This is a genomic window from Microbacterium sp., from assembly GCF_030149085.1.
GTDB lineage: Bacteria > Actinomycetota > Actinomycetes > Actinomycetales > Microbacteriaceae > Microbacterium.
This window is the reverse complement of record NZ_JASBSF010000147.1, coordinates 1-11060: the sequence shown is the minus strand read 5'-3', so window position 1 is coordinate 11060 and position 11060 is coordinate 1. Positions and strand designations below refer to the sequence as shown.

The 11060-nt window shown below is 67.2% G+C and carries 12 protein-coding genes and 1 other RNA gene; 9 read left to right on the top strand and 4 right to left on the bottom strand.

The genetic code is table 11. The features are described from left to right. Positions 1 to 646, bottom strand: a 646-nt coding sequence (locus Q1V87_RS06025) for a sugar MFS transporter (RefSeq protein WP_300591271.1), incomplete at its 3' end; no start/stop codon positions are given. A 25-nt stretch (positions 647 to 671) separates the two neighbouring features. On the opposite strand from Q1V87_RS06025, the gene prfB reads away from it, so the two are divergent. The 5 genes from prfB to smpB all read left to right on the top strand — a co-directional run bounded on the left by prfB (position 672) and on the right by smpB (position 4872). Beyond that, positions 672 to 1784, top strand: coding sequence for a peptide chain release factor 2 (gene prfB / locus Q1V87_RS06020; RefSeq protein ID WP_300591270.1), 1113 nt, complete (start codon positions 672 to 674; stop codon positions 1782 to 1784). A 111-nt stretch (positions 1785 to 1895) separates the two neighbouring features. Then, a complete protein-coding gene (gene ftsE, locus Q1V87_RS06015; RefSeq protein WP_292708645.1) occupies positions 1896 to 3065 on the top strand; it encodes a cell division ATP-binding protein FtsE in 1170 nt (389 codons plus the stop codon). Next, positions 3062 to 3976, top strand: coding sequence for a permease-like cell division protein FtsX (gene ftsX, locus Q1V87_RS06010; RefSeq protein ID WP_300591269.1), 915 nt, complete (start codon positions 3062 to 3064; stop codon positions 3974 to 3976). The genes ftsE and ftsX overlap by 4 nt, the downstream gene beginning before the upstream one ends. A 24-nt stretch (positions 3977 to 4000) precedes the next feature. Continuing rightward, entirely contained in the window at positions 4001 to 4333 is a 333-nt protein-coding gene (locus Q1V87_RS06005) for a hypothetical protein (RefSeq protein ID WP_300591268.1), read from the top strand. 62 nt (positions 4334 to 4395) lie between these two features. Continuing rightward, complete coding sequence (gene smpB / locus Q1V87_RS06000; protein ID WP_300591267.1) at positions 4396 to 4872, top strand: SsrA-binding protein SmpB; 477 nt, start codon at positions 4396 to 4398, stop codon at positions 4870 to 4872. A gap of 10 nt (positions 4873 to 4882) precedes the next feature. Here smpB and Q1V87_RS05995 read toward each other — a convergent pair whose 3' ends face one another. Continuing rightward, positions 4883 to 5548 (bottom strand): SIMPL domain-containing protein, encoded by a 666-nt coding sequence (locus tag Q1V87_RS05995; RefSeq protein WP_300591266.1) that lies wholly within the window; start codon positions 5546 to 5548, stop codon positions 4883 to 4885. Positions 5549 to 5692: 144 nt separating this feature from the next. Here Q1V87_RS05995 and ssrA point away from each other — a divergent pair. From ssrA to Q1V87_RS05980, 3 genes are all read left to right on the top strand, one after another. Further along, positions 5693 to 6064, top strand: a transfer-messenger RNA (tmRNA) gene (gene ssrA, locus Q1V87_RS05990). Between the two features lie 118 nt (positions 6065 to 6182). Next, complete coding sequence (locus Q1V87_RS05985; RefSeq protein WP_300591265.1) at positions 6183 to 7025, top strand: sulfurtransferase; 843 nt, start codon at positions 6183 to 6185, stop codon at positions 7023 to 7025. A 60-nt stretch (positions 7026 to 7085) separates the two neighbouring features. Beyond that, a complete protein-coding gene (locus Q1V87_RS05980) occupies positions 7086 to 7427 on the top strand; it encodes a YciI family protein (RefSeq protein ID WP_300591264.1) in 342 nt (113 codons plus the stop codon). 15 nt (positions 7428 to 7442) lie between these two features. On the opposite strand, the gene Q1V87_RS05975 is transcribed toward Q1V87_RS05980, so the two are convergent. Beyond that, positions 7443 to 8765, bottom strand: coding sequence for an NAD(P)/FAD-dependent oxidoreductase (locus Q1V87_RS05975; protein ID WP_300591263.1), 1323 nt, complete (start codon positions 8763 to 8765; stop codon positions 7443 to 7445). A 42-nt stretch (positions 8766 to 8807) separates the two neighbouring features. Next, positions 8808 to 10502, bottom strand: a complete 1695-nt coding sequence (locus Q1V87_RS05970; RefSeq protein ID WP_300591262.1) for an AarF/UbiB family protein — start codon at positions 10500 to 10502, stop codon at positions 8808 to 8810. A 56-nt stretch (positions 10503 to 10558) separates the two neighbouring features. Between Q1V87_RS05970 and Q1V87_RS05965 the strand changes: the two genes are divergently transcribed. Beyond that, positions 10559 to 10903, top strand: a complete 345-nt coding sequence (locus Q1V87_RS05965) for a hypothetical protein (protein ID WP_300591261.1) — start codon at positions 10559 to 10561, stop codon at positions 10901 to 10903. Positions 10904 to 11060 lie beyond the last annotated feature (157 nt).

The following is an 11060-nucleotide window of genomic DNA, read 5'->3' as shown; positions in this document are numbered from 1 at the left end:
CTCGGGTCTTCTCCGCAGCCGCATCCGATTCGGCATCCGTCTCGACCGCCGAGAACAGCTGTTCGGGGTCTGCCGCGAAGACGACGAGCAGGACGGTGGCCAGAAGGCACACTCCGAAGAACCAGATTGCAGCGTGTTCGTCACCGAAGGCGGCAAGAAGCGCAGCCGCGACGAAGGGACCCACGAACATGCCCAGCCGGAATGTGCCGCCCAGCAGCGACATCCCGCGGGAACGGAACGACAGCGGTACGCGCGTGGTCATGAACGAGTGCCGGGCCAGTCCGAAGGCAGCGGCGCACACCCCGATGAGCAGCACGGATGCTGCGAACACGCCGAGCACGGGAGCCACGATCATGCCTGCCACCCCGAGCAGGGCAAGTGTGCCGGCAACCGCCATCGTGATGCGTTCACCGAAACGCGCGACGGCCCAGCCGGCAGGGAGGTTCCCCGCGAGTTGGCCCACCACGAGGGCCGAGGCCACGAGCGCTGCCCCTGCGACATCGGCACCCAACTGCGCCGCGATCACGGGAATGAGGGGGATGACGGCGCCCTCACCCAGAGCGAAGAGCACCGTCGGGAGGTAGACCATCGGTCCGAATCGCCACAGCACATCCCGCGCGCGGATCGGGGCGGGAGGATCGGACATCGGTTCCACGTTAGTCTGGACTGTCATGCTCGAACTCGATCTATCCGCCGACATCCAGGCCCTGCGCTCCACTTTCAACGACATCCAGTCCGTCGTCGACGTCGATGCGCTCGCCGCAGAGATCGCGCGGCTGAGTGACGAGGCTGGCGCGCCGGACCTCTGGGACGACCCCGAGCAGGCGCAGAAGGTCACGAGCGCCTTGAGTCACCGACAGGCTGAGATGTCTCGCATCACCGCCGTCGCCCAGCGGCTCGATGACCTCGAAGTGCTCGTCGAACTTGCCAACGAGATGGAAGACGAGGAGTCGGCGGCCGAGGCGCGACGTGAGCTTGTCGAGCTCGAGAAGGTCATCGGCGACCTCGAGGTGCAGACCCTGCTTGACGGGGAGTACGACGATCGGTCCGCGGTCGTGACGATCCGCTCGGGCGCCGGGGGCGACGATGCGACCGATTTCGCCGAGATGCTCATGCGCATGTACCTGCGGTGGGCCGAGCGGCACAAGTACCCCGTGAAGGTCATGGACACCTCCTACGCCGAGGGTGCCGGCATCAAGTCGGCGACGTTCGAGATCGACGCCCCCTACGCCTACGGCACGCTCTCGGTCGAGGCCGGAACCCACCGCCTTGCGCGGATCAGCCCCTTCGGTGCTGCCGACAAGCGGCAGACCTCGTTCGCGGCTGTCGAGGTGATCCCGGTCATGGAAGAGGCGGTCGAGGTCGACATCCCCGAAGGGGACATTCGCGTCGATGTCTTCCGCTCGTCCGGTCCCGGCGGCCAGTCGGTCAACACGACAGACTCCGCCGTTCGCATCACCCACATCCCCACCGGGATCGTGGTGTCGATGCAGAACGAGAAGAGCCAGATCCAGAACCGCGCCGCCGCCATGCGCGTTCTGCAGACCCGGCTGCTGCTACTCAAGCGTGAAGAAGAAGCGGCCAAGAAGAAGGAACTGGCAGGCACCCTCACCGCCAGCTGGGGCGACCAGATGCGTTCCTACTTCCTGTACGGCCAACAGCTGGTCAAGGACCTGCGCACCGGTCACGAGGTCGGAAACCCTGCTGTCGTGTTCGACGGCGACCTCGACGGGTTCATTGCGGCAGGCATCCGGTGGCGCAAGCGCAAGGATGACGACGACTGACGCTTCGCTCCCGCCTCGACGGCGGGGAGCCTGAACGTTCTCGATGAAGACTGCGCCGCCACGGGTGTCGCACCCGGCGGTGCTCGCCTGCGCGCTTAGGCTCAGATCGCCATGATCCGGTTCGAGAACGTCACCAAGCGATACCGGGGCACCGCGAAACCCGCCCTCGACCAGGTGAGCTTCGAAGTGCTCCGCGGCGAGTTCGTGTTCCTCGTGGGTGCATCGGGGTCGGGTAAGTCATCCTGTCTGCGCCTCATCTTGCGAGAGGACATCGCCACCTCTGGCAATGTCCTGGTGCTCGGGCGCGACCTGCGCACCCTCGCCAACCGCAAGGTGCCCTACTTCCGCCGTCACGTCGGCGCCGTCTTCCAAGACTTCCGGCTGCTGCCGAACAAGACGGTCTTTCAGAACGTCGCGTTCACGCTGCAGGTCATCGGCTCCTCGCGCGGCTTCATCAAGCAGGCGGTTCCCGAGGCGCTCGCCCTGGTCGGACTCGCCGACAAGCAGAAACGGATGCCGCACGAACTCTCTGGTGGTGAGCAGCAGCGCGTCGCGATCGCCCGCGCGCTGGTGAACCGCCCTCAGGTGCTGCTGGCCGATGAGCCCACCGGGAACCTTGACCCTGCGACATCCATCGACATCATGCAGTTGCTCGCGCGGATCAACGCAGGCGGCACCACGATCGTCATGGCAACCCACGAAGCTGGCTTCGTCGACCAGATGAAGCGGCGCGTCATTGAGCTGCGCGGCGGCCAGATGATGCGTGACGAGCGCCACGGTGGCTACGGCGACACGTCGGGTCTGCCGCGGCTTCAGCCCGAGCAGGTGCGCGGTGCGGCTGCCGCAGCTGCGCTCACCGCGGTCCTCGAACTGCAGCGTGAGGTCGGCATCGAGCCGACCGTGACGGATGCCGAGATCGCCGTCGCCGCGGCAGTCGACATCGCTGACGACCCATCGACGGCGTCTGTGGCCTCCGCCCTCGCTGAGGTGCGGCCCGCTCCCGTCGACCCCGATGTGCCGGCCCCGGCCGTTGCAGAGGCTCCGGTGGAGGCGGCTCCGGCACCTTCGCCCGAAGAGCGACCCGCATCCGCGCCGAATGCACCGTCGGTGCCGCCCGAATGGCAGGTCTCCGCGGCGCAGTCCGCAGCAGCTCCGCGACCCACGACGCAGCCTGTGCCTGTCATCGACATCCCCGAAGTCGAGGTCGAAGAGCTGGGGCTGGCAGAGCGGCTGGGGTTGGCCGGCGAGCGCGGCGATGATGAAGTCGGGCCCACCTCATGAGGGCCGGGCTCGTCTTCGGTGAGGCGCTGAGCGGCCTGCGCCGCAATGCGTCGATGGTGATCTCCGTCGTCTTGGTGACCTTTGTTTCTCTGACCTTCGTCGGCGCTGCGATGCTCATGCAGCTGCAGATCGGCACGATGCGCACCTTCTGGGCCGATCGCGCCCAGGTGCAGATCTACATGTGCAGCTCCCTGTCGCAAGTTCCCACCTGCGCAAACGGCGTCGCGACGCAGGAGCAGATCGACGGCGTCCGAGCCAGACTCGATTCGGATTCGCTTGCTCCGCTGATCAGTGACCTGCAGTTCGATAGCGCCGAGCAGGCCTACCAGGATGCGATCGATCTGCTCGGAGAGGAGTATGACGGCATCCTCACCGCCGACCAGATCGGTGCGCAGTTCCGAATCACGCTCGCAGACCCGACCAAGTCAGCAGTGATCTCCGAGGCGTTCTCGGGATCGGACGGGGTGGAAGAGGTCAAGGACCAGCTGCAATACCTCGAGCCGTTGTTCTCTGCGCTGACCGTCGCGACATACGTCGCCGTCGGGATCGCGGGGCTCATGCTCATCGCGGCCGTGTTGCTCATCTCGACGACCATCCGCTTGTCGGCGTATGCGCGAAGACGCGAACTCGGCATCATGCGGCTCGTCGGAGCATCCAATCGGTTCATCCAAACGCCCTTCATCCTCGAGGGTGTGTTCGCTGCGCTCATCGGCTCGGTACTGGCGAGCGTCGCCGTCGTAGCCGGAGTGCAGTTCGGTGTGCAGGACTACCTGCGTTCACGCATCCCGTTCGTGGCGACCTGGGTCGATACCGCCGATGTGCTGGTGGTCATTCCCGTCCTCATCGGGATCGGCATCGTGCTCGCCGCGTTCTCGGCGGGCTTCGCGATCCGGCGCTGGCTTCGGGCCTAGTCGGCGGGAGCGAGGAGAACAGCGATGGCGCAGGATCCGCGAGCACCACAGCCGGTGGGGTCCGCGCCGGCTTGGGGGATTGCGGGCATCATCCTCGGGCTCGGCCCTCTGCTGCTGTTCGCGGTGGCCGCTGCGGCAAGTCTCGGTGGCCCGCTGATCTCGGTAGCAGTGTTCGGGCTTCCGGTGCTCGCGACGACGGTGTTCGCCGTGCTTGTCATCCGTCGCCTCCTGCGAGCCCGGCAGATCGGCTGGGGTTACACGGTGGCTGCCGTGACGATCTTCGCCGGCGTTGTCGGCTACCTGCTGTGGTTCTTCCTCGCACTGTTGGCGATCCAGTTCGGCAACGGGCCGGCCTGACCCGCCGACTGCCGCGCAGCCAGCGCTTGGTACACTGGTGGGCTGCGTCGAAAGGAGGAGCCATGCCACGCGAACGCGGAGAGAAAGTCATCGCGACCAATCGTCGTGCGCGCCACGAGTACTCCATCGAGAAGACGTACGAGGCAGGCTTGGTGCTCACCGGCACCGAGGTGAAGTCGCTGCGCCAGGGACGTGCGAACCTGAGCGACGGATACGCCTACATCGATGGCGGTCAGGCGTTTCTGGATGCCGTGCATATCCCCGAGTACTCGCAGGGGCACTGGACCAATCACGCGGCCAAGCGGGTGCGCAAGCTTCTGCTGCACAAGGACGAGATCATCAAGCTCAGTCATGCCGTCTCGGCTGGCGGCTACACCCTCATCCCGATGAAGCTCTACTTCTCGGACGGGCGCGCCAAGGTCGAGATCGCGGTGGCCAAGGGTAAGGCCGAGTACGACAAGCGTCAGACGCTGCGCGAGCGCCAGGACAAGCGCGAGGCCGAACGCGCCATGCGCACCAAGAACCGCCTGGGGGAGTAGCCGGCGTCCGTCAGTGGGCGCTGAAGCGTGCCTCGACGGCCGAGCTGACCACGATCTCGGCGGGCTGTAGTTCCAGAGGGGCGCCCGCGTCCATCGAGCTTGCCGCCATCATCATTCGGGGAGACGGGCCGGGTGCTGCGCCCGCGGCTCCGCCCCCGAGCAGTCCCACGTCGGCCACTTCGACGGCAGTGACGTCGGCCAGCCCGAGGGCCGCAGCGTAGGCGGTCGCGCGGGTCATCGCGATCCGGACCGCCTGGGCTGCGACATCCGCCTCGACAGCCGCGCGGGTCGCGTCGGTGAGCATCCACTGCACCCCATCGACCTGGATCGCGTCGAGCTCGGCGATCTCACCCAGCCATCCCGAGAGCGCGTCGAGGTTGGCGAACGTCGCCGACACGTCCAGCGACGCGTGGTGCACGAGCGGCAATTGCTTGCCCTCGGAGTTCCACGGGCGCTCGGAGCGGACGGCGAGCCGACCGGTGGACCACTCGCGGATCTCGCCCGCGTCCTGGCGGGCGGTAAGCGCGGCGCGAAGCATGCTCGCGGCATCCGTCGCTCTGCCCATGACGTCGGTGCGTTCCCCACCCTCGGTTCTGATCGTGAGCCGCGCCACGGCCTCTTCGGGGGCAACCCGGGTCTGGTGGTCGCCGCGGACGGTGATGATGACATCGCGCATGAGTGTGACTCTACGTCGTGCGACTGAGCGCCGGGAATGCGCAGGATGCAGCATCCGTTGTATCCTGTAATGCTCGGGTGCTTTCGCATCCTGAACCTTCGAAACTCCACAGTGTGACAGCGGCCCTTCGCAAGAAGGACTCACGGGGATGATCGGTTTCGACATCGTCTGCGAATTCGCGAAAAGCGGGCCGAGGATGCGGGGTTATCTCGTAAACGCCCCCTGCAAACAAATAACTGCCAATAAGAAGCAGTCTGACTTCGCCCTCGCTGCCTGAGCAGCGAGCCCGAGTCCGTTAGTCCGTAGGCGATCCCGCTACGGTTCCTAGCGTCATCTAAGGGATCTTGCTGCGTGACGGCGTCTGGACGTCACGCGGGACTTCTCCCAGGCTGGGCTTGTCGACTTAGGTGTCTGTGACAAAGGTCGGAGCCGAGCAGAACGCTTTCACAGAATGCGCCCGGAGAAGGCGCGATGACCCAGCGATGGACGGGGGTTCGATTCCCCCCATCTCCACCACGGCACCATCATCGGATGCCGAAGCCGCTGTCACACTGTCGGAGGGAGCCTCCTGGACCGCGCGATTTGGGCCGATCCGGGAGTCTCTTCGTTTTCCCCCGCGTGCAAGGATGCTGATATGCCCGGCTCTCCGCTCATCTCGGCCCACGAACTTCACGATCTGCTCGAGGCGGGGGCCGGCATCCGTCTTCTCGACGTTCGCTATCGCCTCGACAAGCCGGACGGCCGCGACGACTACCGCGCGGGGCACCTCCCCGGTGCCGTGTACGTCGACATGGACACAGAACTTGCGACGCACGGTGCGCCGTCTGAGGGTCGGCACCCGCTCCCGTCGCGAGAGACGCTGCAGGATGCTGCCCGCCGCTGGGGTCTGCACGCGGGCGACACTGTGGTCGTCTACGATGACTTCCGCTCGGTCTCGGCGGCACGCGCGTGGTGGCTGCTTCGCGGCGCCGATGTCGCCGACATCCGGGTCCTCGACGGCGGCCTGTCGGCGTGGCGGGCGGCAGGATTCCCGCTCGAGACGGGTGAGGTGTCGCCCGAACCAGGATCGATCGTGTTCAACGGTGTCGATGCGGGCATCTCGATTGACGAGGCTGCAGCCTGGCCGCAGCGCGGGGTGCTGCTCGACGCGCGTGCACCCGAGCGTTACCGCGGTGAATCCGAGCCGTTCGATCCCGTTGCCGGGCACATCCCCGGCGCGGTGAACCTGCCCGCCGATGCGGTGCTCGAGGGAGCGAACTTCGCATCGCCCGCGGCAATCCGGGCCGCGTTCGAGGGTGCCGGCGTGAGCGACCTCACCCCCGCCGCTGCCTATTGCGGCTCGGGCCTGACCGCCGCGCACACGGCGCTCGCCGGAGCGGTGGCAGGCGTGGAGGTCGTCGTCTATCCCGGCTCATGGAGCCAGTGGTCCAACACGCCAGGCCGCCCCGTCGCGACAGGCGCCGAGCCGGGAGCCTGAGGCGCACGCACGGCAGCGAAGGGGCTGGATCGCGATCACACCCGGTGTCACACTGCCCCTATGGCGAAGTTCATGATCTCGTTCCCAAGCTCCGCTATGGTGGTGCCTGACGACGAGTGGGAAGCCGTGGGGGAAGCTGCGCATGCGGTGATTCGCGACGCGAAGGCGGCAGGCGTGTACGTCTTCGGCGGCGGTATCAACGAGAGCATCGCGCCGGTGACGGTCGACTGCGAGGGCGTCGTCACTGAGGGTACCTATCCGAGCACCGGCGAGATGTTCGGTGGCTACACGATCATCGAGGTGCCGACGGCGGCCGAGGCATACGAGTGGGCCGCGAAGATCGCGGTCGCGTGCCGCTGCCCGCAGGAAGTGCGCGAGTTCCAGTACGACCCGGAGTCCTAGGGCCCCGCGGGTACGTCAGCGCCAGAGCGTCTCGATCGCGATATCGTGACCCGCAATCCGCTCGGCTGCGCGGTGGCCCGAGAACATTGCCGCCGGAACCGTTGCTGGATCGTCGGTCCAGGTCGCCTCGCCCGCCAGGTGCAGCACGCCGCCGATCGGTGTGGCGAGGTCGTCGTGGTCGGCGGTGGTCGAACCGAGCGTCATGTAGGCGTACGACCCGCGCGCGAACGGATCATCGTGCCAGGACGTGATCGCGACGCTCGTCGGTTCGACGACGCGATCGCCATAAAGTCGGCGCAGCTGGGTCAGTATGTCGGCGACGATGCGCTCGGCATCCCGCCCGGCGACCTCGCGCGCTGTGGGGCCGGCAGCGAATGTCAGTAGCGTCGGCGTCCCGTGGAGCGCGGTCAGGTCGTACCAGGAGTGCCAGGCGCGGCTCTCGGGGCCCTGCTGACGAATGGCATACACACCCTCGTCCCAGAACCTCGTCGGGAAGCGCAGAAACACCTTCTCGAACGCATTCATCGTCAGGCGTGACAGCGCGCCCGCGACGGGCTCCGGCAACGGGGGACGAATGACGAAGTCCTCTGACCGTAGGACCCCGACGGGAACCGTGACAACAGCGGAGTCGCCGCCGAACAAGCCGTTCGACGTCGACACCTCGACCCCGTCAGCCGACCACTCGACGCTCGTGACAACGTGTTCGAGACGGATGTCGAGCCCCTCGGCCAGCCGGGTGGCGAGCACGTCGTACCCCTCCGGCAACACGACCTCGTCACCTTCGATCGCGTCGTCGTCGAGGCCGTGGGCTGCGAGATCCTCGATCCAGGCGCCGTACTGCTCCTCGGCCCGGTGCTCGAGGTATTCGCGCACGCGCTGAGTCCGTTCGGCGTCCCATCCCTGATCGGCGAGCGCCTTCTCGGTGACGTCCCGGTACGACGCGTCGGGCGCGGATGCCGCGATCACGGCAAGCAGTGCAGCATCGACCGTGTGCACGTCAGCGGCAAAGGCACAGGCCCCGGCATCCGAGAGCCGCACACCGTCCGGCCCGTAGTACGCGATGGGGCGACTGTCGGGCTGGTAGCCGCCGACCGTGAACTCGACCATTCGCATCCCGAACGCGTCGGCTGCCGCAGCGACCGGGCTGTCGGTGACGCCGTGGATCCAGGATGCCCCGAGATCAGTCACCTCACCGTTCGTCCGATCTGTCTGCACGCGACCGCCGACGCGGTTCCGGGCCTCGAGGACGACGACGGTGCAGCCAGCCGCCGCGAGCAGCCGTGCGGCGGTGAGTCCCGCGATCCCGGCGCCGATGACGACGGTGTCAAAGCGTTCCATGCCCTGATTCTGCACTGTTCGGGTGCTCACAGGCAGCAGGTGTCAGGGGCGGCGTCCGAGCAGAGCGTCCACGGTCGCCGTGACGAAGGAGGCCGCGGCCCCGAGCGCCAACGCGACCCCGGCGGCAACGGGGGAGAGCGAGCCGCCCTCGAACGGCGGAAGCACGAACATCACGAACGACGCGACGGTGAGCATCCCGCCGAGAATCACCGTCGACACGCGACGGATGACGCCGGTGACGACCCGGCGATCGCGGTCGTCGGCGAACAGCCGGATCTTGACGGTGAGTTTGCCGTCGGCAAGGTCACCGACGATGGTCTCGATCCGATCGGGAAGTCGCCGGAGGCGCGGGAACGCGCCGAGTGCGGAGCGCCCGATCGCCCCGGCGAGCGCCCGCGGGCGCAACTGCGAGAGGATGAGCGCCTGCGCGGCATCCCGGGACTCGCCGATGACATCCATCGTCGGTGCCGCGGTTCGGAGGGTCCCCTCAAGGATCGCGAAGGCGCGGCCGGCGGCGACCAGGTCGGCGGGAAGCGCGGTGCCGTACCGGGTGAAGAGGTCGCTGGCGTTGTCGATCGTGCGCAGGGTGACCCGGGACCCGCTGCCGAGATCGTGGGTCACGAACTCCGCCAGCGCACGGCGGAACGCCGGCTCATCGGCGGGGTTTGCCAGCGGCATGATCGCCAGCGCGGCATCCGCAACGCGTCGGGTGTCGCCCTGCAGGAACGCGATCGCGAGGTCTTGCACCGTCTGGCGCAGATCTCGGTCGAGCCGCCCCACCGAACCGAAGTCGATGAGTGCCGGCGTGCCCTCGGGGTCGATGATGACGTTTCCCGGATGCAGGTCGGCATGAAAGACGCCGTCGATCACGAGCTGGCGCAAGAAGCTGCGCAGCACCGTGCGCAGGGCATCCTCGATCGCATCGGTCTGACCCTCCCGCCGCAGGGCGGTAATCGTCTCGCCGTCGATGAACTCCATCGTGAGGACGCGATCGGTGGACAGATCGGGGAAGATCCGCGGGATGCGCACCTCGTCGCGTGCCGATTTCGCCGACTGGGCGAGGCTTTCGAGGTTGCTCGCCTCGCGCGCGAAATCGGCCTGATTGCGCAGGTCTTGGGCGTACTGCTTCGCGATGTCGAGCGCACCGAACTGGCGGGCCTGCTTGATGCGACGGGTAGCCCAGCCCGCCAGGCGCAGCATGATGTCGATGTCGCAGTCCAGCAGGGCACGGATGCCGGGACGCTGCACCTTCACGGCCACGACGCTGCCGTCATCCAGCGTCGCCCGGTGGACCTGGGCGATGGATGCCGCAGCCAGCGGCTCCACATCGAAGGTCGCGAAGCGCCTGCGACGCTCGCCGAGTTCGCGCTCGAGGAGTTCTTCAATTTGCGCGGCCGGAGCGGGGTTGACTTCCTTCTGCAGGCGCGAGAGCTCGCGAACCCATTCGGTCGGCAGGATGTCGTCGCGGGTGGACAGGAGCTGCCCGGCCTTGATGAAGCCGCCGCCCGCTTCTTCGAGTGCTTCGCGCAGGCCGCGTGCCTGGCGTGCACGAACGTCGGCGGTCGCGGGATCGTAGCTGAAGTCGAGCTTGCGGAAAGGGAGGAGGCCGTGGCGCCGGGCCAACCCCCAGATTTGCCGGAACCGCGCCCGACGCTGCCGCCAGGTCAGGGGTTTCTCGCCCGCCGCCGCAGCGGCGAGGTCGGAAAATCGGGGCGGCGCGAACAGCGACGAACTCACGGTTCGATTCTTCCGTGTCTTGCGGTGCCCCGGGTCACCCGGGCTACGGTGGGGCCATGACCGATACGAAGACGCAGGTCGGGGTGCGTCGGAATCGGGCCTGGAACTCGCCGTCGGCGATCTTCCTGCTCGGTGTCGTGATCATCCCGACGATTCTCGCGATAGCGACCACCGCCAGGACTTCGCCGGACGATGCGGACTACGTTCGCATGGCTTTCGCGACGGTGATCGGTGCCACGGTTGCCATCGTGACCGTCGTCGGGCTCTGGGTCTTCTTCCTGCGACGCCGCAGCCCCTACCTGTTCTGGTACACGCTCGGGGCCCTCGTGGTCGTCGCGTTCCAGATCAGCGCGGTATCGTCCGCCGCCGACATGCTCCTCGGCAGATTGGCGATGTCATGACGGATGCCGACACTCAGACATCCGTCACCGGAAACTCGGTGCTCCCCGGTGTCGAGATCATCGCCGCCATCCGCCGTGTCGCGACGGTGTCGGCTCTCGCTCTCATGGTCTACGTGACGTTCACCCGAGGCAGCGCAGGCACATGTGCCGGCGGGAT

Bases quoted from the DNA above. Each gene is read 5' to 3' on its own strand.
- prfB (WP_300591270.1), top strand. From the start codon at position 672: ATGCTCGAACTCGATCTATCCGCCGACATCCAGGCCCTGCGCTCCACT.
- ftsE (WP_292708645.1), top strand. From the start codon at position 1,896: ATGATCCGGTTCGAGAACGTCACCAAGCGATACCGGGGCACCGCGAAA.
- ftsX (WP_300591269.1), top strand. From the start codon at position 3,062: ATGAGGGCCGGGCTCGTCTTCGGTGAGGCGCTGAGCGGCCTGCGCCGC.
- Q1V87_RS06005 (WP_300591268.1), top strand. From the start codon at position 4,001: ATGGCGCAGGATCCGCGAGCACCACAGCCGGTGGGGTCCGCGCCGGCT.
- smpB (WP_300591267.1), top strand. From the start codon at position 4,396: ATGCCACGCGAACGCGGAGAGAAAGTCATCGCGACCAATCGTCGTGCG.
- Q1V87_RS05995 (WP_300591266.1), bottom strand. From the start codon at position 5,548: ATGCGCGATGTCATCATCACCGTCCGCGGCGACCACCAGACCCGGGTT.
- Q1V87_RS05985 (WP_300591265.1), top strand. From the start codon at position 6,183: ATGCCCGGCTCTCCGCTCATCTCGGCCCACGAACTTCACGATCTGCTC.
- Q1V87_RS05980 (WP_300591264.1), top strand. From the start codon at position 7,086: ATGGCGAAGTTCATGATCTCGTTCCCAAGCTCCGCTATGGTGGTGCCT.
- Q1V87_RS05975 (WP_300591263.1), bottom strand. From the start codon at position 8,765: ATGGAACGCTTTGACACCGTCGTCATCGGCGCCGGGATCGCGGGACTC.
- Q1V87_RS05965 (WP_300591261.1), top strand. From the start codon at position 10,559: ATGACCGATACGAAGACGCAGGTCGGGGTGCGTCGGAATCGGGCCTGG.